29 protein-coding genes are annotated in these 19,986 nt (G+C 71.1%); 11 read left to right on the forward strand and 18 right to left on the reverse strand.

Annotation, left to right across the window (positions count from 1 at the left end; all coding sequences use genetic code 11):
• Nucleotides 1–1,014, forward strand: a complete 1,014-nt coding sequence (locus tag DLJ49_RS02110; protein WP_115391871.1) for a cytochrome d ubiquinol oxidase subunit II — start codon at nt 1–3, stop codon at nt 1,012–1,014.
• 184 nt (nt 1,015–1,198) lie between these two features.
• Here the strand turns inward: DLJ49_RS02110 and DLJ49_RS02115 are convergent, their stop codons facing one another.
• Both DLJ49_RS02115 and DLJ49_RS02120 read right to left on the reverse strand, forming a co-directional pair.
• Nucleotides 1,199–1,753, reverse strand: coding sequence for a PqiC family protein (locus tag DLJ49_RS02115; protein ID WP_115391872.1), 555 nt, complete (start codon nt 1,751–1,753; stop codon nt 1,199–1,201).
• An 89-nt stretch (nt 1,754–1,842) separates the two neighbouring features.
• Complete coding sequence (locus DLJ49_RS02120) at nt 1,843–2,271, reverse strand: hypothetical protein (protein ID WP_115391873.1); 429 nt, start codon at nt 2,269–2,271, stop codon at nt 1,843–1,845.
• A gap of 198 nt (nt 2,272–2,469) precedes the next feature.
• On the opposite strand from DLJ49_RS02120, the gene DLJ49_RS02125 reads away from it, so the two are divergent.
• Complete coding sequence (locus DLJ49_RS02125) at nt 2,470–2,769, forward strand: hypothetical protein (protein ID WP_115391874.1); 300 nt, start codon at nt 2,470–2,472, stop codon at nt 2,767–2,769.
• 2 nt (nt 2,770–2,771) lie between these two features.
• Here the strand turns inward: DLJ49_RS02125 and DLJ49_RS02130 are convergent, their stop codons facing one another.
• The gene (locus DLJ49_RS02130) at nt 2,772–3,572 is read right to left on the reverse strand and encodes a division plane positioning ATPase MipZ (protein ID WP_115391875.1); all 801 of its coding nucleotides are present in this window, start codon (nt 3,570–3,572) and stop codon (nt 2,772–2,774) included.
• 138 nt (nt 3,573–3,710) lie between these two features.
• Between DLJ49_RS02130 and DLJ49_RS02135 the strand changes: the two genes are divergently transcribed.
• Nucleotides 3,711–4,130: a DUF2267 domain-containing protein gene (locus DLJ49_RS02135; protein WP_158547377.1), complete on the forward strand. Its 420-nt coding sequence runs from the start codon at nt 3,711–3,713 to the stop codon at nt 4,128–4,130.
• A 75-nt stretch (nt 4,131–4,205) separates the two neighbouring features.
• On the opposite strand, the gene rpmE is transcribed toward DLJ49_RS02135, so the two are convergent.
• The 12 genes from rpmE to ffh form a co-directional block, all read right to left on the reverse strand.
• On the reverse strand, nt 4,206–4,427 hold the full coding sequence (gene rpmE, locus DLJ49_RS02140; protein WP_115391877.1) for a 50S ribosomal protein L31: 222 nt from the start codon (nt 4,425–4,427) through the stop codon (nt 4,206–4,208).
• A gap of 11 nt (nt 4,428–4,438) precedes the next feature.
• Nucleotides 4,439–4,843, reverse strand: coding sequence for a 50S ribosomal protein L19 (gene rplS / locus DLJ49_RS02145; protein ID WP_115391878.1), 405 nt, complete (start codon nt 4,841–4,843; stop codon nt 4,439–4,441).
• Between the two features lie 52 nt (nt 4,844–4,895).
• Nucleotides 4,896–5,735 carry a tRNA (guanosine(37)-N1)-methyltransferase TrmD gene (gene trmD, locus DLJ49_RS02150; RefSeq protein ID WP_115391879.1) on the reverse strand — a complete coding sequence of 280 codons (840 nt, stop codon included), beginning with the start codon at nt 5,733–5,735 and terminating at the stop codon, nt 4,896–4,898.
• Nucleotides 5,728–6,894 (reverse strand): hypothetical protein, encoded by a 1,167-nt coding sequence (locus tag DLJ49_RS02155; RefSeq protein ID WP_115391880.1) that lies wholly within the window; start codon nt 6,892–6,894, stop codon nt 5,728–5,730. Before DLJ49_RS02155 ends, trmD begins: the two co-directional genes overlap by 8 nt.
• Nucleotides 6,894–7,397 (reverse strand): ribosome maturation factor RimM, encoded by a 504-nt coding sequence (gene rimM / locus DLJ49_RS02160; RefSeq protein WP_115391881.1) that lies wholly within the window; start codon nt 7,395–7,397, stop codon nt 6,894–6,896. Before rimM ends, DLJ49_RS02155 begins: the two co-directional genes overlap by 1 nt.
• A 114-nt stretch (nt 7,398–7,511) precedes the next feature.
• Nucleotides 7,512–7,886, reverse strand: a complete 375-nt coding sequence (gene rpsP / locus DLJ49_RS02165) for a 30S ribosomal protein S16 (RefSeq protein ID WP_115391882.1) — start codon at nt 7,884–7,886, stop codon at nt 7,512–7,514.
• Between the two features lie 58 nt (nt 7,887–7,944).
• Nucleotides 7,945–8,256 carry a chorismate mutase gene (locus DLJ49_RS02170; RefSeq protein ID WP_233488622.1) on the reverse strand — a complete coding sequence of 104 codons (312 nt, stop codon included), beginning with the start codon at nt 8,254–8,256 and terminating at the stop codon, nt 7,945–7,947.
• Entirely contained in the window at nt 8,249–8,854 is a 606-nt protein-coding gene (locus DLJ49_RS22285; protein ID WP_115391884.1) for a GNAT family N-acetyltransferase, read from the reverse strand. Before DLJ49_RS22285 ends, DLJ49_RS02170 begins: the two co-directional genes overlap by 8 nt.
• Entirely contained in the window at nt 8,854–9,384 is a 531-nt protein-coding gene (locus tag DLJ49_RS02180) for a GNAT family N-acetyltransferase (protein WP_115391885.1), read from the reverse strand. The genes DLJ49_RS22285 and DLJ49_RS02180 overlap by 1 nt, the downstream gene beginning before the upstream one ends.
• A complete protein-coding gene (locus DLJ49_RS02185) occupies nt 9,381–9,911 on the reverse strand; it encodes a GNAT family N-acetyltransferase (RefSeq protein ID WP_115391886.1) in 531 nt (176 codons plus the stop codon). Before DLJ49_RS02185 ends, DLJ49_RS02180 begins: the two co-directional genes overlap by 4 nt.
• Before the next feature lie 16 nt (nt 9,912–9,927).
• Complete coding sequence (locus DLJ49_RS02190) at nt 9,928–10,449, reverse strand: GNAT family N-acetyltransferase (RefSeq protein ID WP_158547378.1); 522 nt, start codon at nt 10,447–10,449, stop codon at nt 9,928–9,930.
• A gap of 64 nt (nt 10,450–10,513) precedes the next feature.
• Nucleotides 10,514–12,007 carry a signal recognition particle protein gene (gene ffh / locus DLJ49_RS02195; protein WP_115391888.1) on the reverse strand — a complete coding sequence of 498 codons (1,494 nt, stop codon included), beginning with the start codon at nt 12,005–12,007 and terminating at the stop codon, nt 10,514–10,516.
• Nucleotides 12,008–12,304: 297 nt separating this feature from the next.
• On the opposite strand from ffh, the gene DLJ49_RS02200 reads away from it, so the two are divergent.
• Both DLJ49_RS02200 and DLJ49_RS02205 read left to right on the forward strand, forming a co-directional pair.
• Entirely contained in the window at nt 12,305–13,762 is a 1,458-nt protein-coding gene (locus tag DLJ49_RS02200) for a metal-dependent hydrolase family protein (RefSeq protein ID WP_115391889.1), read from the forward strand.
• Nucleotides 13,759–14,487: a porin family protein gene (locus tag DLJ49_RS02205; protein ID WP_115391890.1), complete on the forward strand. Its 729-nt coding sequence runs from the start codon at nt 13,759–13,761 to the stop codon at nt 14,485–14,487. The genes DLJ49_RS02200 and DLJ49_RS02205 overlap by 4 nt, the downstream gene beginning before the upstream one ends.
• 3 nt (nt 14,488–14,490) lie before the next feature.
• On the opposite strand, the gene DLJ49_RS02210 is transcribed toward DLJ49_RS02205, so the two are convergent.
• The gene (locus DLJ49_RS02210; protein WP_115391891.1) at nt 14,491–14,772 is read right to left on the reverse strand and encodes an acylphosphatase; all 282 of its coding nucleotides are present in this window, start codon (nt 14,770–14,772) and stop codon (nt 14,491–14,493) included.
• A 147-nt stretch (nt 14,773–14,919) separates the two neighbouring features.
• Between DLJ49_RS02210 and DLJ49_RS02215 the strand changes: the two genes are divergently transcribed.
• On the forward strand, nt 14,920–15,807 hold the full coding sequence (locus DLJ49_RS02215) for a LysR family transcriptional regulator (RefSeq protein ID WP_115391892.1): 888 nt from the start codon (nt 14,920–14,922) through the stop codon (nt 15,805–15,807).
• Between the two features lie 3 nt (nt 15,808–15,810).
• Here DLJ49_RS02215 and DLJ49_RS02220 read toward each other — a convergent pair whose 3' ends face one another.
• Nucleotides 15,811–16,227: an ArsR/SmtB family transcription factor gene (locus DLJ49_RS02220; protein ID WP_115391893.1), complete on the reverse strand. Its 417-nt coding sequence runs from the start codon at nt 16,225–16,227 to the stop codon at nt 15,811–15,813.
• Between the two features lie 264 nt (nt 16,228–16,491).
• Between DLJ49_RS02220 and DLJ49_RS02225 the strand changes: the two genes are divergently transcribed.
• The 5 genes from DLJ49_RS02225 (at nt 16,492) to DLJ49_RS02245 (ending at nt 19,158) form a co-directional block, all read left to right on the forward strand.
• Nucleotides 16,492–16,896, forward strand: a complete 405-nt coding sequence (locus tag DLJ49_RS02225) for an AtpZ/AtpI family protein (protein WP_115391894.1) — start codon at nt 16,492–16,494, stop codon at nt 16,894–16,896.
• A gap of 4 nt (nt 16,897–16,900) precedes the next feature.
• Complete coding sequence (locus DLJ49_RS02230; protein ID WP_115391895.1) at nt 16,901–17,650, forward strand: F0F1 ATP synthase subunit A; 750 nt, start codon at nt 16,901–16,903, stop codon at nt 17,648–17,650.
• 61 nt (nt 17,651–17,711) lie between these two features.
• Nucleotides 17,712–17,948 carry a F0F1 ATP synthase subunit C gene (locus DLJ49_RS02235; RefSeq protein ID WP_115391896.1) on the forward strand — a complete coding sequence of 79 codons (237 nt, stop codon included), beginning with the start codon at nt 17,712–17,714 and terminating at the stop codon, nt 17,946–17,948.
• A 77-nt stretch (nt 17,949–18,025) separates the two neighbouring features.
• Complete coding sequence (locus tag DLJ49_RS02240; RefSeq protein WP_115391897.1) at nt 18,026–18,583, forward strand: F0F1 ATP synthase subunit B'; 558 nt, start codon at nt 18,026–18,028, stop codon at nt 18,581–18,583.
• On the forward strand, nt 18,580–19,158 hold the full coding sequence (locus DLJ49_RS02245) for a F0F1 ATP synthase subunit B family protein (protein ID WP_115391898.1): 579 nt from the start codon (nt 18,580–18,582) through the stop codon (nt 19,156–19,158). Before DLJ49_RS02240 ends, DLJ49_RS02245 begins: the two co-directional genes overlap by 4 nt.
• Before the next feature lie 59 nt (nt 19,159–19,217).
• Here the strand turns inward: DLJ49_RS02245 and DLJ49_RS02250 are convergent, their stop codons facing one another.
• Nucleotides 19,218–19,985, reverse strand: a complete 768-nt coding sequence (locus DLJ49_RS02250; protein WP_115391899.1) for an FCD domain-containing protein — start codon at nt 19,983–19,985, stop codon at nt 19,218–19,220.
• Nucleotide 19,986: the final 1 nt, after the last annotated feature.

Raw genomic sequence — 19,986 nt, forward strand, 5'->3', positions numbered from 1 at the left:
ATGGCCGAGATTCTCGCCGACCCGGCCCTCTGGCTGCCGCTCACCTTCGCGGGGCTGATGGGGCTGTCGATCCTCATCTACGTGGTGCTCGACGGCTTCGACCTCGGGGTGGGGCTGCTGTTTCCCTTCGCCGACGAGGCCGAGAAGGATCGCATGGTCGCGTCGATCGGCCCGTTCTGGGACGCGAACGAGACGTGGCTGGTCATGGCCGTGGGCCTGCTGCTCGTGGCCTTCCCCGTCGCCCACGGCGCGATCCTGACGACGCTCTACCTGCCCGTCGCGGTGATGCTGGTGGGGCTGATCCTGCGCGGCGTCGCCTTCGAGTTTCGCGTCAAGGCGCCCGAGCGTTACAAGCGGGGGTGGAACGCGGCCTTTTTCGCGGGCTCGGCGCTGACCTCGCTGTCGCAGGGCTTCATGCTGGGCATGTACATCATGGGCCTCGAGGTGACGCTCGCCACGCTCGCCTTCTCCGCGGTGACGGCGGTGTTCCTGACGGTGGGCTACAGCTTCATCGGCGCGGCGTGGCTGATCGGCAAGACCGAGGGCGCGCTGCAGGACAAGGCGGTGGAATGGGCGCAGGGCGGCATCTGGGGGCTGTTGCTGGGGATCGGGGCGATCTCGGTCGCCTCGCCGCTGGTGAGCGCGCGCATCTTCGAGCGGTGGTTCTCGTGGCCCGAGATCCTGTGGCTGTCGCCCTTGCCGCTCCTGTCGGCTGCGCTGCTGGTCGCGCTCTGGGCGGCCCTGCGCCGCCTGCCCTCCGACGACGACCGGGGGGCCTGGGTGCCGTTCTCCTGCGGGACCGGCCTTTTCGTACTTGCCTTCTTCGGGATGGCGTATTCGTTCTACCCCTACGTGGTGCCGGAGCGACTGACGATCTTCGAGGCGGCAAGCGCGCCCGAGTCGCTCATGATCATCCTCGTGGGCGCGATCGTGGTGATGCCGATGATCGCGGCCTACACGGTGCTGGCCTACGTGGTCTTCCGCGGCAAGGCGACCGAGCTGCGCTACGATTGAGGGGCCGGCCGCGCCCCGGTCGGGCGGGGCGCCCACCCGCCCACCCCTGCGCCCCGCCCGACCGGCGCGCGGCCGGCGGAGGAGGGACGGTCGAGCCGCTCCTGCCTGGCGCCCAGCAGCCCTCGCCCTAGCGCCCGTCTGCCCCGTGGCGCCCGTCTGCCCCGTGGCGCCGTCTGCCCGTCGCTCAGAACCCGTCGCGCGCGATCAGCCGCGCCAGGTCGCGCACGGCGGCCGCGCGGGCGGCGGCGATCCCGGGCAGCCCGCTTTCGGGCGGGATCGGGGCAGAGACCGCGAATTCGGCCGACCGGTCGCGTCCGCGCTCGCTGTCGATCGCGAAGTACTGGCCCGAGATGTGAAACCGGCCGTCGGCGCCGGCGACGAAGCGATCCGCCCGGACCTCGACCCGGGCCTCGGACAGGTCGTCGAAGGGCCACGGCTCGGAGGCGACGCGCGCGCCGGTGATCGTGGCGAGCTGCCGGGCCAGTTCCAGCGTCATGCCGCGCACCGGGTCGTCGGCCCAGAGCTGCCCCTCCGACGGCACGAGCGCGCCCTCCGCCGTCTCGATCCATATCTCCTCGTCGAGCGCATAAGAGGGCAGCGAGACCTGCCGCACCTCGATGGAGCGCGCGCCAACCGCGACGCGCTCGCCCGAGGGTGCGAGCGGGGCCGCGAATCGCTCGGGGGGCGGGCCGCAGGCCGTGAGCCCGGCAAGCGACGCGGCGATCAGAAGGAGGCGCATGACGATCCGTCCAGTTGGGGCGCGGCCGACCATATCTCCCACGCCGGCAGGGACAAGGCATCCTCCCCCGGCGTGTCCGGGCGCCGCCCCTAGCGGCAGGTCTCGACGATCGGTTCGACCACGGCGCGCACGGCGTCGTCTGCGAGGCCACGGGTGGCGCCGTCGGGCAGATAGGCGAGGCGCACGCCGTCATGCACGAGGCTGCCTTTCTCGATCCAGCCCGCGGGCGGGCTCGACCAGACGCGCAGCTTCAGCCGCCAGCCTTGCGCGATCGGCGCCGGCTCGGCCATGACGGGGCTATCTGCCAGCAGGCGCTGCGCGCAGGAGAAACCCGCCGTCGCCGCGCCGCCGCGCGCCGGCTCGGGGCCGCCCGGCATCCCGAGGGGGGCGCCTGTGTCGGCCGGCGCGAGTCGGGCCGGCGTGGCGGTCGATCCGCCGCCACACCCGGCCAGACCGAAGATCGCCCCCAGCGCGAGGGCGAGGGCGAGCGGGAGGCTGCCGATCCGTGCTTGCGTCATATGTTCGTCAATGTCTTCCAACCCCGGAAGCGGCGTATCGGGCCGCCGCGCGCCGATCATCGGCAAAGACGGTTGAGGAGCCATGAAGCGATGCGACCTGCCGCCACGATCGCGCCGCAACATGCCGCCACGTCGCCCATTTCTTGCCCCTGGATGAGATTAGTGAACGATCAACCGTGTTCTGTGACGGAGGTAACGATGGACCTGTCTCTTTTCCTGCGCAGAGCGCGCGCGCTTCTGGTGCCTTTCCGCCCCGATGCGTCGGCCGGGGGTGCGGCGCCTTCACCGGTGCCGGCCCCGCATGGCGGGCGCGCCGCGCTGCTGCCCGAGATCGCGGCGAGCGCCGGGGCGCCGCGCAGGCGCCGCGAGACGCTCCGCGCGGTGATCTCCGCGACCCGCTTCGGCGCCAGGCCGCGGGGAGGGCGGCAACTCTCGCCCCGTGCCGAGCGGCGGCTCGCCGCCGACCCGTTCGTGCGGCGGCTCGCTGGGCTCGACTGACGTCAGAAGGCCACCTTCACTCCCGGCAGGTCGAGCGCGCTCATGAGGTCGCGCAGCTCCTGCCGGGCGGCGACGCCCGAGAGCGACAGCCGCGCCTCGCCCACGTCGCGCAGGTCAAGCAGCGTCAGCCCACGCGGGAACAGCTCGCGGAAGATCACCCGCTCGGAGAAGCCGGTGGCGATTCGGAAGCCGATGCGCTTCGACAGGCGGGTGAGCGCGTCGCCCACCTTGCGCTTGTTGACCATCTGCGTCTGGCCGAGCCGGTTGCGCGTGACGATCCAGTCGATGGGTTGCAGCCCGCCATGCGCCCGCCATTGCCGCGCCTGCCAGACCATCTCGGAATAGACCGAGGGTCCGAGGATCCTGCCGGTAGCCGCGTCGATTCGCCCGAGCAGGTCGAAATCGACGAAACTGTCGTTGAGAGGGGTCACCAGGGTATCGGCCAGCGTGTGCGCGACCTGCGCGAGCCGGGTATGCGAGCCGGGACAGTCGATCAGCACGAAATCGTGGCGCGAGGCGAGGTCTTCCACTGCCGCATGCAGGCGGGCATCGGCCGGATTGCCCGTCGCATCCGGCACCTCGTCGGGCAGCTGGCGGAACTCGGGGATGGCGAGGCGCCTGCCCTCGGCCGCGCACCACGCGGCGCGGTTCTCGATGTAACGGCCAAGGCTCTGCTGGCGCAGATCGAGGTCGAGGCAGCCGACCGAATGCCCCATCCGGACCAGCGCCGTGGCCACGTGCATCGCCGTGGTCGACTTGCCGCTGCCGCCCTTCTCGTTGCCCACGACGATGATGTGCGCCACGCCGACCGCCCCCTGTCTGCCTCGGTGCGCTTCTAGCCGCTCGCCGCGGCGGGCAGAAGGGCGCGCGTGGCATGGAACGCAAGGGCGCGGCGCGCGCTGGTTCGCGGTGAGCAACATGCGATGAGAAGGGGGATGACGATGAGCAGCGGATTGCAGGTACTCGACCGCAACATCGACGTCACCAACGAGTGGCTCAACCAGATCTCCGAGGTAACCGGCGCGTCGAGGCAGCAGGCCTACCATGTGCTGCGACGCGGTCTGCACGTCCTGCGCGACCGCATGACGGTGGAAGAGGCCGCGCACCTCGCGGCGCAACTGCCGCACTTCGTGCGCGGTGTCTTCTACGAAAGCTATCGCCCCGCCGCGACGCCGACGAAGGAGCGCAGCCTCGAGCAATTCCTCGACAGGCTGGCCGAGGATCTGCCCGACGGCATCGAGCCGCGCCTCGCGGCCAACGCGCTCTTCACCGTGCTCAAGCTGCACTGCGATCCGGGCGAGCTGGCCCATGTGCGCGATGCGCTTCCCGGCCCCGTGGCCGAGGTGATGGAAGCGGCCTGAGCGCCGCCCGAGCCGACACAAGCGAAGGGCCGCCCCGAGGAGCGGCCCTTTTCGTGTCGTGCGAGCGGGCGGCTCTCAGAAGCCGAGGCCCTCGTACTTCTTCTTGAACTTCGAGACGCGGCCGCCCTGGTCCATCAGGCGGGTCGAGCCCCCCGTCCAGGCCGGGTGCGAGGTGGGGTCGATGTCGAGGGTCATCGTGTCGCCCTCCTTGCCCCAGCACGTCTTCATCTGGATCACGGTGCCGTCGGTCATCTTGACGTCGACGATGTGGTAGTCGGGGTGGATGTCCTTCTTCATCGCCGTGCTCCTCAGCCCTGGGTCTGTGCCGCCGCGCCGGCCTTCGGCTTGCGGGGCTTGTAGGTGTTGTCCTCGGCGATGCGGGCCGACTTGCCGCGGCGCGCGCGCAGGTAGTAGAGCTTCGCGCGGCGCACCTTGCCGCGGCGCACCACCTGGATGTGCTCGATGTTCGTCGAGTAGAGCGGGAACACGCGCTCCACCCCCTCGCCGAAGCTGATCTTGCGGACGGTGAACGAGCCGGCGATGCCCTCGCCGCCCTTTCGGGCGATGCACACGCCCTCGAAGTTCTGCACGCGGGTGCGCGTGCCTTCCGTCACCTTGTAGCCGACGCGCACGGTGTCGCCGGCCTTGAAATCGGGGATGTCCTTGGCCAGAGCGCTGATCTGCTCGGCCTCCAGTTGTGCGATCAGGTCCATCAGACCGATCTCCTCTGTCGCTCGCGGTTACGCCGCGAAGGTGGGTGCGCCCTCAGAGCTCTCGGTCTCCGTCCGGGTCCCTACCCTGACGCTCAAGGTAAGCCCGCCAGAGATCAGGGCGGCGTTTCCGTGTCAGCCTCTCGGCCTCGGCCTTTCGCCAACGGGCGATCTCCGCGTGGTGGCCGGACAGGAGAATGTCGGGCACCGCGCGACCCTGCCAGACGGTCGGCCGCGTATACTGGGGATGTTCGAGCAGACCCTCGGAGAACGACTCCTCCTCGGTGGACGCCTGATTCCCGAGCACGCGCGGTATAAGGCGCACGGTGGCGTCGATCAAGGCATGTGCGGCGATCTCGCCGCCGGTCATCACGAAATCGCCGAGCGACACTTCCTCGATCTGCCGTGCCTGCAACACCCGCTCGTCGACCCCCTCGAAGCGGCCGCAGAGCAGGGTCACGCCCTGACCCTCGGCAAGGCGCCGAACGCGGCCCTGCGTCAGCGGCGTGCCCCGTGGCGAGAGGTAGATCACGGGCCAGTCGGCGCCGGGGGGCACGCCGGCGCCGGCCGCGGCCAGCGCGGTGTCGACCACGTCGGCGCGCAGCACCATGCCGGCGCCGCCGCCCGCGGGCGTGTCGTCGACGTTGCGATGCTTGCCTTCGCCGAAGCGGCGGAGATCCAGCGTCTCCAGCCGCCACAGCCCCGCGTCGAGGGCCCTTCCGGTGAGCGAGGCGCCGAGCGGGCCCGGAAAGAGCTGCGGGAACAAGGTGATCACCTGTGCCGTCCAGGCGCCGGCGAGGGCAGGCCGGTCGTCCATCAGGTCGCGCGGGCGGGTGCTCGGCGCTATCGAGAGGCGGCCGTGCGAGCGGCCGGCCTGCCGGGGCGTGTCAGGCATCGGCGCCGTTCTCCGCCTCGAGCGCCAGATCCTCGATCCGATGGGCAAGCGAGATCAGCGCCTCGGCCTGATCCTCGTGGTTGTCCTCGATCTGGTCGGCTATCTCGATCAGCCGGGCGACTCCGGGCATGTCGGCCCGCGCCTCGGCATCAGCGTCGAGCAGGGCGTCCGCAAGCGCGACGAAGTCGGCGAGAGCCGCCGCGTCGGCTGCGGCGACGATGGCCTCGAATGCCGCGGCCGCCTCGCCCGCGCCCCGTCGCCGCATGGCCAGCGAGGTGTCGAGAGCGTGCAGCAGCAGGGCGCGGCGGTCTCGACGGGGCCGGTCGGGCGCGGCGCGGGCGACGAGCGCGGCAAACACCCGGTCGGGCGGGCCGGCACCCGCCACCTCCCGCAGGCTGGCGCGCACACGTTCGGCGCTCGCCGTTTCGGGCAGCGCGTCAAGCGCCGCGAAGGCGGGCTGCAATTCCGGATCGACCGTGGCGCCGGGGCGCGCGCGGTCATCGGCCGGCGAGTCCGGCGACGGGGCCGGATCGGTCGATGCGGCCTCCGCCATGGCGGGGGGGGCGTCGATCGACCGATCGCGGGTGTGGCGCGGCGTGGCGCGCGGATCGGAGCGGGGAGGCAGGCGCCGCTCGCCCGACCTCCGCTCGGCCCCCCGCTTCGCCGGCCGATGCGTGGCCCCCTTGCGCTCTGCCGCGCGCCGGTCGGAGACGGCCTGCTCCGTCGCGCGGTGGTCGGTCTCGGCCGCCTCCTCCCGCGCCCGCTCGCCCGCGCGATGGACTTCCCGCAGGGCGGCCTCGGCACTGCGGGCGGCCCGGTCGGTCAGTCCCGGAGGCCAGACGATCCGCGCGAGCACAAGGGCCCAGGCCCCGGCAAAGAGCCAGCCGAAGAGCTCCACGCGGCCCTCGATGCCGGCCAGCGCCCGCAGCGACTGGCCGAGGCCAACGAGCAGCGCGGCGAACGCCGCCGCCGTCACCGCCTGCACGGCAAGGTCGCCGGGCGCGTCGAGCCGTACCGAAGTCGGGCGCATGACCGCGTTGCCCAGCAGGAAGAGGCCCGCGAAGCCGAGCATGGCGAGCGAGGCGTGGCCCGATGCACCCGCCCCCACCGGCATGGCGACGAAGACGAGCATGGCGAAGATCAGCCCCGCGCGGCGCATCAGAACAGCCCCTCGGGCGGGTCGGCCACGATCTTTCCCCCCGCGATGTCGACCGTCGGCACCGCCTCGTGCGTGAACGGCAGCAGCACCGTCTGCTTCAGGCCCGGACCGTGGACCTCGAGCAGGTCGCCCGCGCCGTGGTCGTGGATCGCGCGGACATGGCCGAGAAGGTGGCCCCCGGTGTCGCGCACTTCAAGCCCGATCAGGTCGGCGTGGTAGTATTCCCCCTCCTCGGGCGGTGGCAGGGCGGCGCGGTCGGCATAAAGCCGGGTGCCGCGCAGGGCGTCGGCCGCCTCCTTGCTGGTCACGCCCGACAGGCGCGCGGCATATCCCGCCTTGACCGGCTGCATCAGCGTCACCTCGAAACGGCGCGTGCCGTCCTCGGTGGTGAGCGGTCCGTAGGCGGCGATGGCCTGCGGCTCGGCGCAGAAGCTCTTGAGGCGCACCTCGCCGCGCACGCCGAAGGCGCCCGCGATGGCCCCGACGCAGACGCGCCCGGTCATGCCGCCGCGTCGCGCCGCGGCGCCACACGGCAGGCGGCCGCCTGCGGTTCGGGCCCTGCCCTGCGGCGGTGCGACACGCTGCCGTGGCGCTGCGGCATGGGCGACCTCCCCGGCTTATGCCTCGGCCGATTCCCCGGCGGGAGCGGACGCCTCGGCGGCCTTGGCCGCGCGCTGCTCGGCGCGCTCCTTCGCCTTCTTGCCCGGCTCGCCCTTGTTGGGGTTGGCGCGCTCGGTCTTCGCCCTGACGCCCGCCGCCTCGAGGAAGCGCGAGATGCGGTCGGTCGGCTGCGCGCCCTGGTCGAGCCAGTACTGCACCCGCTCCATGTTCATCTTCACCCGGTCCTCGCTGTCCTTGGGCAGGAGCGGGTTGTAGGTGCCGAGCTTCTCGATGAAGCGGCCGTCGCGCGGCATCCGGCTGTCGGCGGCGACGATCGAGTAGTGGGGGCGCTTCTTGCTGCCGCCGCGGGCGAGTCTGATCTTCATGGCCATGCGTTCTCTCCTTGGTTCGATGGCTTGGCGGCGGTGCCGCCGTGGTCTCTTCGGCCCGTCAGGACTGGTGGGCCTCGTGGTTCTTGATGACTTCCTGGATGACGAAGGCCAGGAACTTCTTGGCGAATTCGGGGTCGAGGTCGGCGCGCTTGGCCAGGTCCTCGAGCCGGGCGATCTGGGCCGCCTCGCGGTCAGGGTCCGACGGCGGCAGGTCGTGCACGGCCTTCAGCCGGCCCACCGCCTGGGTGTGCTTGAACCGCTCGCCGAGCGTGTAGACGAGGATCGCGTCGAGCCGGTCTATCGACTCGCGGTGCTCCTTGAGCAGATCCGCCGCGCGGGCGGCCTCGTCGGGGAGAGCGGTCTCAGTCAAGGGCCCATCCTTTCGGCGTGAATTGCGGGTCGGCGTAGTTGGCGATCTCCATCGCGATCCCGTCGGCGAGCTGGGTGTTGCGCAGTTGCGCGGGCGCGGGGTGGCGGTAGACCACATCGTTGCCGTCGACGGTGCGGGCCTGCGCGTCGCGCTTCGCCCCCAGCCGCTCGGCCAGGCGGATCGAGGGCAGGTTGTGCGGGTCGATATAGCTCACCGCGCCGTCCCAGCCGCGTTCCTCGTAGAAGTAGCGGCGCGCGCGGTCGGTCGCCTCGAGCGCATAGCCGTTGCCGGCCACGTCGGGCCAGATGATCCACGCGATCTCGGGCTCGGGCCACATCGCGGGCTGCCAGCCGCCCGCCATGCCGTAGGTCTGGCCCGTGCGCCTGTCATGGATCACCCACATGCCGAATCCGCGGATCTCCCAGTGGCCGATCTCGGCGGCGTAGAGCATCCACGTCTCGTAGGCGTTGAGCGGCCCGCCCATGAAGCGCGAGCGGTAGGAGGCGAAGGTCGCCTTGAAATCGGGGTAGTCGCCCGGCTCAGGCCCGGCGAGGATCAGCCGCTGCGTCTCCAGCACGGGGATGTCGCGATGTCCCATCAGGCCGCCTCCCCCGGGGCCGGGTGGCGCCAGACATCCATCGCGCCCAGGCTCGGATGGTGGAACACGCCTTCGCGCGTCGCCCCGAGCCGCTCGGCCAGCGCCGCCGAGCGCGCGTTGCGCGCGTCGATCAGGCTGACGACCGTGCTCCAGCCCAGCGTTTCGTAGGCGTGGCGGCGCGTCGCACAGGCGGCCTCGAAGGCGATGCCGCGGCCCTCTGCCTCGTCGAACACCGACCAGGCGATCTCGGGCTCGAGCCAGTCCTCGGGGTAGTAGAGACCGACGACGCCGAGGGGACGGTCGCTCTGCCTGTCGGCGACCATCCAGCGGCCGTAACCGCGCAGCAGCCAGTGGCCGATCAGCGCCGACAGCTGATCGAACGCTTCGGCCCGCGTGTAGGGGCCGCCGAGAAAGGTCGCGCGCGGTCCGGTGCGGAAATCGGCATAGGCCTCGAAATCGGATGCCAGCGGCGCGCGCAGGCGCAGCCGCTCCGTCTCGAGCGTGGGGATGCGGAGGACCGTCTCGCTCATGCCGCGCTCCGCGCCGGCGCGGGGTGCCGATAGACGAGGTCGCCTTCGTCGACGACCGCGGCCTGCGGATCGCGCACCGCACGAGGCTGCTCGACCAGAGCGACCGAGCGGGCGTTGCCCGGGGCGATGGAGCTGACGGCCGTTTCCCCGCCCAGCACGTCGAAGGCATGGGCGCGGGCGGCCTGCGCGGCCTCGAAGGCATAGCCCTTGCCCTCGGCGGCAGGGTCCCACACCGCCCCGCCGATCTCGCGCTCGGGCCCGCCCTCGGGAAACCACGGGCCGCCATGGCCGAGCGGCACGTCGCTGCCTTCGAGGCCGAAGACGAACTCTCTCCAGCCACGGAGCACCCAATGCCCGACGACATTGGCGAAGGCGCGCCACGGGTCGCGCGCCCTGTAGGGCCCGCCCATGTATCGTGACCGATCGCTCTGCGCGGAGGTGTCCCACATGCCGAAATCCCCGGCGCGCGGGACGCGCAGGACCAGACGCTCGGTTTCGGGCACGGGGGTGTCGGAGAGGTGAGGCATCGGCTCGGGTCGGGGATCAGGCGGCGCGGGGCAGGGGGCGGCGGGGCGCGCGGGGATGGCGGTAGGCGATGGCCCCGGCACAGTCGGCGAAGGGATCGGCCAGCGCGCCGGTGAGCTCCGCCACGGCGAGCGAGCGGGCATCGGCCGGGCAGAGAAAGCTCGCCGCCTCGCGCCAGCCGAGCCGGGCGCAGGCATGGTCGCAGGCCGCCGACACCGCCTCGGCCGTCAGCTCCACCGCGTCGTCGGCCTGCCGCCAGACCAGCCAGCCGATCTCGGGCTCGGGCCAGCCCGAGGGCTGCCAGGGCCCGACGAGGCCCATCGGCACGTCGGCGCCCTCGGGCACCGCGGCGAACAGGCCGAAGCCGTTCAGGTGCCAGTGCGTCATCAGCACGGGGAACTGCCGCCGCGCGGCCGCCCCGCTCAGCGGTGCCGTGGCGAGGCAGGCGCCCGAGGCGAGGTGGCGCATGGCGCAGGCGAGATCGCGCTCGGACGGCGGGCGGAGAAACAGCCGCCCCGTTTCGATGATGGTCAGTCTCATCGGTGACATCCTCGCTGCGAAAGGCCGGCCCGCGGCGCGGAACGACGTGACACGGCCATGGCCGTCATTTCTTCTTGCCGAAGCCGGACAGCCCGGGGGGAAGTTGGCCGCCCGGCATGCCGCCGAAGCCGCCCATCCCCTTGGGCATCTTGGCGGCCTGCGCCTGCGCCGCCGCTTCGAGGGCGGCCATGTCGGGCTGCCCGCCGCCGCCGCCCTTGCCGAACATGCCGCCCATCATCTGCTTGAGCATGCCCTTCTTGCCCATCTTCTTCATCATGTCCGACATCTGCCGGTGCATCTTGAGCAGGCGGTTCAGCTCCTGCACCTCCAGCCCGGCGCCCTTGGCGATGCGCTTCTTGCGGCTGGCCTGCAGGATCTGCGGGTTGGCACGCTCCTTCCTGGTCATCGAGTTGATCAGGGCGATCTGGCGACGCAGCATCGAATCGTCGATGCCCGCCTCGGTCATCTGCGCGCCCATCTTCTTGGCGCCGGGCAGCATGCCCATCATGCCTTCCATGCCGCCCATCTTCAGCATCTGGTCGAGCTGCATCTTCAGGTCGTTCATGTTGAACTGACCCTTCTGGAAGCGCTTCATCATGCGCTCGGCCTGCTCGGCCTCGATCGTCTCCTGCGCCTTCTCGACGAGGCTGACAATGTCGCCCATCCCGAGGATGCGGCCGGCGATCCGCTCGGGGTGGAACTCCTCGAGCGCGTCCATCTTCTCGCCGAGGCCGACGAACTTGATCGGCTTGCCGGTGACCGCGCGCATCGACAGGGCCGCGCCGCCACGGCCGTCGCCGTCCATCCGCGTGAGCACCACGCCCGAGACGCCGATCCTGCCGTCGAACTCGGTGGCGACGTTCACCGCGTCCTGCCCGGTCAGGCCGTCGACCACCAAGAGAGTCTCGCGCGGCTCGGCCACGTCGCGCACATCGGCGGCCTGCTGGATCAGCTCCTGGTCGATGTGCAGCCGGCCCGCCGTGTCGAGCATGTAGACGTCGTAGCCGCCCAGCGTGGCCTGCTGCTTCGCCCGCCTGGCGATCTGCACCGGCGTCTCGCCCTTGACGATGGGCAGGGTATCGACCCCGACCTGCGCGCCGAGGATCTGAAGCTGCTCCATCGCCGCGGGGCGGTTGGTATCGAGCGAGGCCATCAGTACCCGCTTGCCGTCGCGCTCCTTGAGCCGCTTGGCGAGCTTGGCGGTCGTCGTCGTCTTGCCCGAGCCCTGCAGGCCCACCATCAGGATCGGCGCGGGCGGGTTGTCGATCTTGAGCGTGCCGATCTCACCGTCGTCGCCGGCGAGGAAGTGCACCAGCTCGTCGTGCACGATCTTGACCACCTGCTGGCCGGGCGTGACCGATTTCGTCACCGCCTGGCCCGTCGCCTTGTCCTGCACCGCCTTGATGAAGTCGCGCGCCACCGGCAGCGAAACGTCGGCCTCGAGCAGCGCGACGCGCACCTCGCGCAACGCGGTCTTGACGTCGTCCTCGCTGAGCGCGCCCTGCTTGGTGAGCCGGTCGAAGACGCCGGACAGGCGTTCGGAGAGATTTTCGAACATGTCGGCCCCTCTGCCTTTTCCTCGTCGCTCTCAGATGGGAGAGCGCGCGCCAAACCGCAAATGCCCCCACGGGCGCGACGCGCTGGTGGGGGGCGATCCCGCCGCCGGGGCGGGACCGGAAGCCTGACACTCCCGGAACGTGACGGGGCGGTTAGCGCCTCGATCCCGCCAAGTCAAGCCGGCGGCTGCGGCAACGGGACCCGGCGCCCCGACCTAAGGTGAATTTCGCTTCCCGGGCCCTTCCGGCTGGTGCAGGCTGGCCGCGATCATTGCCTTCCCTAACGGAGCCATTTCGCCATGTGCCATTCCTGCGCCGAGGCCGCCGCAGCCGGGGCGGCCATCGACATGTGCCTGTGCGGTGCGCCGCAGACGCAAGCCGCCTTCGCCCGGATGGAGGCGGACCTGACACGCCGCCAGATGCTCGGTGGCACGGCGGCGGTGCTGGGCATGTTCGCAGGCTTCGGCCTCGCGCCGCGCGAAGTTCGGGCGCAGACGCCGGGGCGGCCTCTCCTGCTGACCAACCTGCGCTTCTTCGACGGCACGACGCCGGCGATGCGGGAGGGGCGCGACATCCTGATCGAGGGCGGCCGCGTCGCCGCGCTGCCCCCCGCGGGGCAGGGCCCGGAGGATGCCGAGCGGATCGACTGCGGCGGCCGCGCCGTCATCCCCGGCCTGATCGACGCGCACTGGCACTCCACCCTCGTCGCGGTGACGCAGACGCAGGCGATGGCCGCGGACATCGGCTTCGTCCACCTCATGGCCGGGCGCGAGGCCGGCGCGACGCTGATGCGCGGCTTCACCACGGTGCGCGATACCGGGGGCCCCGCCTTCGGCCTGCAGCTTGCCATCGACCGGGGGTTGCTGCCCGGCCCGCGCATCTTTCCCTCCGGCGCGATGCTCTCGCAGACCTCGGGCCACGGCGACTTTCGCCTGCTCAACGAGCTTCCGCGCGCCGACGGCGATCTCTCCCACGCCGAGCGGGCGGGTGTCGCCGCCCTCGCCGACGGGCGGGCCGAGGTGCTGCGCCGCACCCGCGAGCAGCTGATGAAAGGCGCGAGCCAGATCAAGATCATGGCCGGCGGCGGCGTCTCGTCGCTCTACGACCCGCTGGAGTCGCTCCAGTTCCTCGAGGAAGAGATGGAGGCCGCCGTGCGCGGCGCCGCCGACTGGGGCACCTATGTCTGCGCCCATGTCTACACCTCGGAGGGCATCCAGCGGGCGCTCCGGGCCGGCGTGAAGTCGATCGAGCACGGCCAGCTCGCCGATACCGCGACGATCCGCATGATGCGCGAGGAGGGGGCGTGGTGGTCGATCCAGCCCTTCCTCGCCGACGAGGATGCCAACCCCAAATCCGATCCCCGCCAGCAGGCCAAGCAGACGGAGGTGGCGCAGGGCACCGTGCGGGCCTTCGAGGAGGGACGGGCCGAGGGTGTCAACATGGCCTTCGGCACCGACATCCTGATGAACCCCGCCGGCACGGCCAGCCAGGGCCGGCAGCTCGCCAAGCTGACCCGCTTCATGCCGCCGCTCGAAGCGCTGCGCATGGCCACCGGCGCGGCGGGCGAGCTTCTGGCTCTGTCGGGCGAGCGCGCGCCCTACGAGGGCCGGCTGGGCGTGATCGAAGAGGGGGCGCCGGCCGACCTGCTGGTCGTCGAGGGCGACCCGGAGGCGGGGCTCGACTGGCTGGACGACCCGGCCGCCAACCTGCCTCTCATCCTGAAGGGCGGCGCTCTGGTGAAGGACGCGCTCGCATGATCCGCCCGGCCGCCGCCCTTGCCGTGGCGCTCGGCGTTCCCGCCGTCGCCCCGGCACAGCCTGCCGACCGTGCCGCGCAGATCACGCCCTACGTCTGGGCGACCGGCATCGGCGGATCGATCCGGCCCGTGGCGCGCGGCCCCGAGCTAGAGTTCGACAGCTCGTTCTCGGAGGTGCTCGAGGATCTCGATGGAGCGTTCTTCGTCTCGGGGCTGGTGCGGCAGGGGCGCTTCGTTGCACTCGGCGATTTCAGCACCTCGACCAGCTCGCGCGGGGGCACCCTTCCGCCCGGGCTGCCCGCCGAGGGCGAGGTCACGCAGAGCTCGCTCACCCTCGCCGCCGGGTACCGGGCGCAGGCCGATCCGGCATGGACGATCGACTTTCTCGCCGGTGTCCGCTTCTGGACCCTCGACGCTCAACTCGACGTGCCGGCCCTCGGCGTCTCGGCCAGCCGCGACGTGACCTTCGCCGACCCGATCCTCGCCGCTCGCACCCGCGTGAGCCTGGCCGATGACTGGTCGCTCATCGTCTATGGCGACGTCGGCGGCTTCGGCGTCGGCTCCGAGCAGACGGGGCAGGTCATGGCGACGGTCAACTACGCCGCGACCGATCGGCTCTACCTTTCAGCCGGCTACCGGCAGCTGCATGTCGACTACGAGGACGACGGGGTGGCGATCGACGCCACGTTCTCAGGCCCAATCCTCGGTGTCACCTTCGCGTTCTGAGGCTCAGGCGCGGATCTCGAAGCCGTCGCCGGCCGGCGCGTCGGTCGGCTCGGTGTCGACCCGCGCGACCCTGGCGAGGCGCGGCCCCTCGTTCAGCCGCGCGAGCAGGGTGTCGACCGCGCCCGTAGGGCCGGCGGCCACGCCCTCGACGTCGCCATCGTCGCGGTTGCGCACCAAGCCCGACAGCCCGAGACGCCGTGCCTCGGCCTCGGTCCAGGCGCGGAACGACACGCCCTGCACCCGGCCGGCCACGCGGAACGCCACCGATTTCGTCTCCAGCGTCATGGGCGTGAGTCTGGCGCACGACGTCACCGTGCGCAAGGCGGCGGGGCTCGTGCCCTTTTGCAAGACATGCGCAAGAAGCAGGCTGGAACCTCTTGATCGTGCGATTTTGCACAATTAGACCAGGCGTCATTCGCAAGGGAGCAGCACATGGCCGTCGACACCTGGGACGAGATCCGCACCGCCTTTCACGTCGCGCGTATGGGCACCGTGTCGGGCGCGGCCGAGGCGCTCGGCGTTCACCACGCCACGGTGATCCGCCACGTCGACGCGCTCGAGGCGCGTCTCGGCACCAAGCTCTTCCAGCGGCATGCCCGCGGCTACACCCCCACCGAGGCCGGGCAGGATCTGCTGCGCGTCGCCGCCACGACCGAGGACCAGTTCACGCAGCTCATCGGCCGCATCAAGGGCCAGGGCGCCGGGGTGACGGGCGACCTGATCGTCACCTCGCTGCCCATCCTGTCGCCCCGCGTCGCGCCCGCGCTGGTGGAGTTCATGGAGGGGCATCCGGACGTCTCGGTGCGCTTCCTCTCCGACGAGCGGCTCTACCGCCTCGAATACGGCGAGGCGCATGTCGCGATCCGCGCGGGCGCGCGACCGGAGGAGCCCGACAACGTCGTGCAGCACTTCTTCACGATGGAGATGGCGCTCTACGCGACCGGGGGCTACCTTGACCGGCACGGCCCCGTCACGCCCGGCGAATGGGCCGGGCACCGCTTCGTGTCGATCCAGTCGGACGGGGCGCGCGCGCCCTTCTACCGCTGGATGCACGAGACGATCCCCGCAGACCAGATCCGCTACCGCGCCTCGCGCGACCGCACGGTGACCGACGGGGTGGAGGCAGGCGCCGGTATCGGCTTCATGCCCGTCTGGATGGCCGAGCAGCGGCCCGGGATGGTGCAGGTGGCGCCCCCCGAGCCGGATTGCGCGGTGCCGGTCTGGCTCGTCACCCATGTCGACCTGCACCGCACCGCGAAGGTGCAGACGCTGGTGAAGTTCCTCAAGGACAAGGCCGGGGAGTGGGGCGGCAGGGTCTGACCCTCACGGTGCCGCGTCGTCCTCTGCCGCGTCGGGTCGCGGCAGCAGCCCGCCGCCGACGAGCAGGCCTTCGAGGCTGTCGAGGTCGAGCGGCTCGAACTGGCCGAAGCCCTGCATCCAGGCAGACGCGGCGCGCAGCGCGTCGGGCTCGAGCCGGCACCAGGTGATCCGGCCGCGCTTGTCCTGGCTGATCAGCCCGGCGCGGGTCAGCACGCCCAGATGCTTGGAGATGGCCGCGAGCGACATCTCGAAGGGGTCGGCCACGTCTGTCACGGCCATGTCGTCTTCCAGCAACATCGCCAGAATGCGACGGCGGGTCGGGTCAGCCAGCGCCGCGAACACGGCGTCGAGCGCGGCGGCCTCGGCCTCGGGGCCGGGGCGCCGATGCAGCGGAACGATATCGGCGCCCGTGTGGCTCATGACCACGTTCGCATGGCAGCGCCTGCCCTACGCGTCAACATGCTCCGTGCGTCATGCCTCGTGCGTCCGGGGCGCCATGCTCAACCGAGCGGTTGAACTTGGGGCTTCCGCCCGCGCCCGCGCGTCGCCGGGCGCCCAAGGTGGGGTCGCGCAGAAATCCATTACAAATCAAATATTTGACGCTTTCTGCCGCGCCGCGGCACGGCGATTGACTCCCGCGTGCCCTCTGCCTAGACACCTCGGCGACGGAGCGGGGGGCGCCACGTGCCCGACGAAAGCGACAGCGAGCGTCTGCGCCGGCTCGAGGCGAGGATCGCCGCGGCCAAGGGCAGGACGGAGCCGCGCCCGCACCAGGAAGAACACTACAGCCAGGCCAACATCGCCTGGCGGATGGTGACGGAGCTGGTCGCCGGTCTCGGCATCGGCCTCGCCATCGGGCTCGGGCTGGACACGCTGTTCGGCACGACCCCCATCCTGATGGTGATCTTCCTCGGCTTCGGGCTGGCCGCGGGCATCAACGTGATGCTGCGCACCGCCCGCGAGGTGCAGGCCCGCGCGCCGCAGGCGCACGAGGCGGGCGGCGACAAGACGGGGCAGGGCGGCGACGCCCCGCGCGACAGGACGGAAGGGCAGCCCGTCGGGGCGCCCGACAGGACGGACGAGAGGTAGGCACGTGGCAGACGAGGCGACAGGCGGCGGCTTCTCCATCTACCCGATGGACCAGTTCATCGTGAAACCGCTCTTCGGCGGCGACGTGGTGCACTGGTACACCCCCACCAACGTCACCCTTTGGATGGCGCTCGGCGTGGCGGGTATCGCGCTGCTGATGGTGGCCGGCTCGTCGGCGCGCGCGGTCATTCCCTCGCGCGGGCAGTCGATGGCCGAGCTGACCTACGGCTTCATCCACAAGATGGTCGAGGACGTGGCCGGCCGCGACGGCCTGAAATACTTCCCCTACATCATGACGCTGTTCCTGTTCATCCTGTTCGGGAACATGCTGGGCCTCGTGCCCACCGCCTTCACCACCACCAGCCACATCGCCGTTACCGCCGTCATGGCGCTCGCCGTCTTCGTCACGGTCACGGCCATCGGATTCGTCAAGAACGGCAAGGACTTCCTCAGCCTGTTCTGGGTCGAGAGCGCGCCGCTGGTGCTGCGCCCGGTGCTCGCGGTGATCGAGCTGATCTCGTATTTCGTGCGGCCGGTCAGCCATTCCGTCCGTCTGGCGGGCGCGATCACGGCCGGCCACGCGGTGATGAAGGTGTTCGCCGGCTTCGCCGCCGCCGCCGCCATCGCGCCTCTCGCCATCGGCGGCATGGTGGCGATCTACGCGCTCGAATTGCTCGTGGCCTTCATTCAGGCCTACGTCTTCACGATCCTCACCTGCGTCTATCTGAGGGACGCACTGCACCCGCATCACTGAACGCGGGCCGCCGAGGACATCACCCAACGCCAAATCCGGACAAACGCAAGGAGCATCGGACATGGAAGGCAACATCGCGGAAATGGGTCAGTTCATCGGTGCGGGCGTCGCCGGCCTCGGCGCGGGCCTCGCCGCGCTCGGGGTGGGCAACGTCGCCGGCAACTTCCTCGCCGGCGCCCTGCGCAACCCCTCGGCCGCCGCGGGCCAGACCGCGACCCTCTTCATCGGCATCGCCTTCGCCGAGGCGCTGGGCATCTTCTCGTTCCTCGTCGCGCTTCTGCTGATGTTCGCCGTGTGATCGCCCCCGCGCCGATCCTTGCCGCCGGCGGCGGGGTCCGACCCCGCCGCGGCACCCTTTCTCGACGGAGGGCCTGAATGGAGAGCGAAGAGACGGCAGGCGCGGTCGGCCGCTGTGTCGGGCCCGACGGTGGCGCCATCGGGATGCCGCAGCTGTGCTTCGACTGGTTCCCCAACCAGATCTTCTGGCTGATCGTCGCCCTGGGCGCGATCTACCTGATCCTCACGCGCGTGGCCCTGCCGCGCATCGAGGCGGTGATCGCAGAGCGCAACGGCGCCATCACCAACGACATCGCCGCGGCCGAAGAGCTCAAGCTCAAGGCGGCCGAGGCCGAGCGTGCCTACGAAAGGGCGCTCGCCGACGCCCGCGCCGAGGCCCAGAAGATCGGCGCAGAGACCCGCGCCGAGATCGACGCCGAGGTGGCCACCGCGACGGAAAAGGCCGAGGCCGAGATCGCCGCGCGCACCGCCGAGAGCCAGAAGCGTATCGGCGAGATCCGCGACACCGCCGTGCAGAACGTCGAGGCCGTCGCCAAAGACGTCGCGGCCGAGATCGTCGCCTCCCTCGGGAGCAGGGCCGACCCGGCCGCCGTCGAAAAGGCGGTGGCGCGCCACATGACGGGAGATGCACCATGAAGCCTGCCCGCGTCGCTGTCGGGGCTGTCGGGGCGCTGGCCCTCGCTGCCGCCCCCGCGGTCTCTGCCACCGGCGACTACCCCTGGGTGTCGCTGCGCAATTCCGACTTCGTGGTGCTGATCGCCTTCGTGCTGTTCGGCGGAATTCTCGTCTACTTCAAGGTGCCCTCGATACTCACGGGCATGCTCGACAAGCGGGCGGACACGATCCGCAAGGAGCTCGACGACGCCCGCGCCCTGCGCGAGGAGGCGCAGACCCTGCTGGCAGAGTTCGAGCGCAAGCAGAAGGACGTGCAGGACGAGGCGCAACGGATCGTGGCCCAGGCCAGGGCCGACGCCGAGGCCGGCGCTGCCGAGGCGAAGCGCGACCTCGAGCGCACCATCGCCCGTCGCCTCAAGGCGGCCGAAGACCAGATCGCCTCGGCCGAGGAGGCTGCGGTGCGCGACGTCCGCAATCGCGCCGTGCAGGTGGCCGTCGCCGCCTCGGCTGATGTCATCCGTGCCCAGCTCGGTCCGAAGGACAGTGCGCGGCTCATAGACGAGAGCCTGTCGGTGGTCGACGCCCGGTTGCACTGACGCGAGGCCGGGTCCGGCCCTGCGTCCCGGCCGCGGTCGGGGGGTGTGCGATGGCGCGGCTATCGGCGCGTCTCGTGCTCCAGCCGCTGTCGCGCCACTGTTTCGTTCCGCTCGGCCTTGCGGCTCTCCACCAGCGCCTGCTCGACATAGTCGAGATGTGCCGCCACCGCCGCACGGGCAGCCGCGGCGTCGCGCGCCTGCAGGGCGTCGTTGATCGCCCGGTGCTGGGCGAGCAGCGCCGCCCGCGTCGTCCGCCGGCGAAACATCATCTGCCGGTTGTAGAACACGCCCTCGCGCAGCAGGTCGTACATCGACCGCATCATGTGCAGCATGATCACGTTGTGACTCGCCTCGACGATGGCCATGTGGAACTCGGCGTCGAGCGCCGCCTCGTCGGCGCCCGAGCGCTTGGAGTGCGCCGCCTCCATCTTGCCGAAGATCGTGTCGATCACGGCAAGATCGGTGTCCGACCCCAGCCGCGCCGCCCGCTCGGCGGCCAGCCCCTCCATGTCGCGGCGAAAGGCGATCGTGTCGAACACCGCCTCGTCATGCGCCGAGAACAGCCGGACGAGCGCCGGCGAAAAGGCCGAACCCAGCACGTCGGCCACGAAGATGCCGGCCCCCGCCCGCCGCGCGAGCAGACCGCGTGCCTCGAGCTCCGCGATTGCCTCGCGCAGCGAGGGGCGCGAGACCCCCAGACGCTCCGCGAGATCGCGCTCCGCCGGCAGCCGCTCGCCGGGCCGCAGGATGCCCCGCAGGATGAGGAGTTCGACTTGCCGCACCACTGCGGCGCTGATCTTCTCAGGCTCAACCGGTGAAAACGGCATG

Origin of the sequence: Rhodovulum sp. 12E13 (assembly GCF_003340565.1) — a bacterium.
In the GTDB taxonomy this organism is placed as follows: Bacteria; Pseudomonadota; Alphaproteobacteria; order Rhodobacterales; family Rhodobacteraceae; genus HLUCCA09.

Bases quoted from the DNA above. Each gene is read 5' to 3' on its own strand.
- DLJ49_RS02120 (WP_115391873.1), bottom strand. From the start codon at position 2,271: ATGACGCAAGCACGGATCGGCAGCCTCCCGCTCGCCCTCGCCCTCGCG.
- DLJ49_RS02125 (WP_115391874.1), top strand. From the start codon at position 2,470: ATGGACCTGTCTCTTTTCCTGCGCAGAGCGCGCGCGCTTCTGGTGCCT.
- DLJ49_RS02200 (WP_115391889.1), top strand. From the start codon at position 12,305: ATGTGCCATTCCTGCGCCGAGGCCGCCGCAGCCGGGGCGGCCATCGAC.
- DLJ49_RS02135 (WP_158547377.1), top strand. From the start codon at position 3,711: ATGAGCAGCGGATTGCAGGTACTCGACCGCAACATCGACGTCACCAAC.
- DLJ49_RS02115 (WP_115391872.1), bottom strand. From the start codon at position 1,753: ATGCGCCTCCTTCTGATCGCCGCGTCGCTTGCCGGGCTCACGGCCTGC.
- DLJ49_RS02240 (WP_115391897.1), top strand. From the start codon at position 18,026: ATGGAGAGCGAAGAGACGGCAGGCGCGGTCGGCCGCTGTGTCGGGCCC.
- DLJ49_RS02155 (WP_115391880.1), bottom strand. From the start codon at position 6,894: ATGCGCCGCGCGGGGCTGATCTTCGCCATGCTCGTCTTCGTCGCCATG.
- rimM (WP_115391881.1), bottom strand. From the start codon at position 7,397: ATGACCGGGCGCGTCTGCGTCGGGGCCATCGCGGGCGCCTTCGGCGTG.
- DLJ49_RS02210 (WP_115391891.1), bottom strand. From the start codon at position 14,772: ATGACGCTGGAGACGAAATCGGTGGCGTTCCGCGTGGCCGGCCGGGTG.
- ffh (WP_115391888.1), bottom strand. From the start codon at position 12,007: ATGTTCGAAAATCTCTCCGAACGCCTGTCCGGCGTCTTCGACCGGCTC.
- DLJ49_RS02190 (WP_158547378.1), bottom strand. From the start codon at position 10,449: ATGAGACTGACCATCATCGAAACGGGGCGGCTGTTTCTCCGCCCGCCG.
- DLJ49_RS22285 (WP_115391884.1), bottom strand. From the start codon at position 8,854: ATGGGACATCGCGACATCCCCGTGCTGGAGACGCAGCGGCTGATCCTC.
- rpmE (WP_115391877.1), bottom strand. From the start codon at position 4,427: ATGAAGAAGGACATCCACCCCGACTACCACATCGTCGACGTCAAGATG.
- DLJ49_RS02205 (WP_115391890.1), top strand. From the start codon at position 13,759: ATGATCCGCCCGGCCGCCGCCCTTGCCGTGGCGCTCGGCGTTCCCGCC.
- DLJ49_RS02110 (WP_115391871.1), top strand. From the start codon at position 1: ATGGCCGAGATTCTCGCCGACCCGGCCCTCTGGCTGCCGCTCACCTTC.
- trmD (WP_115391879.1), bottom strand. From the start codon at position 5,735: ATGCCTGACACGCCCCGGCAGGCCGGCCGCTCGCACGGCCGCCTCTCG.
- DLJ49_RS02215 (WP_115391892.1), top strand. From the start codon at position 14,920: ATGGCCGTCGACACCTGGGACGAGATCCGCACCGCCTTTCACGTCGCG.
- DLJ49_RS02220 (WP_115391893.1), bottom strand. From the start codon at position 16,227: ATGAGCCACACGGGCGCCGATATCGTTCCGCTGCATCGGCGCCCCGGC.
- DLJ49_RS02185 (WP_115391886.1), bottom strand. From the start codon at position 9,911: ATGCCTCACCTCTCCGACACCCCCGTGCCCGAAACCGAGCGTCTGGTC.
- DLJ49_RS02250 (WP_115391899.1), bottom strand. From the start codon at position 19,985: ATGCCGTTTTCACCGGTTGAGCCTGAGAAGATCAGCGCCGCAGTGGTG.
- DLJ49_RS02245 (WP_115391898.1), top strand. From the start codon at position 18,580: ATGAAGCCTGCCCGCGTCGCTGTCGGGGCTGTCGGGGCGCTGGCCCTC.
- rpsP (WP_115391882.1), bottom strand. From the start codon at position 7,886: ATGGCCATGAAGATCAGACTCGCCCGCGGCGGCAGCAAGAAGCGCCCC.
- rplS (WP_115391878.1), bottom strand. From the start codon at position 4,843: ATGGACCTGATCGCACAACTGGAGGCCGAGCAGATCAGCGCTCTGGCC.
- DLJ49_RS02180 (WP_115391885.1), bottom strand. From the start codon at position 9,384: ATGAGCGAGACGGTCCTCCGCATCCCCACGCTCGAGACGGAGCGGCTG.
- DLJ49_RS02235 (WP_115391896.1), top strand. From the start codon at position 17,712: ATGGAAGGCAACATCGCGGAAATGGGTCAGTTCATCGGTGCGGGCGTC.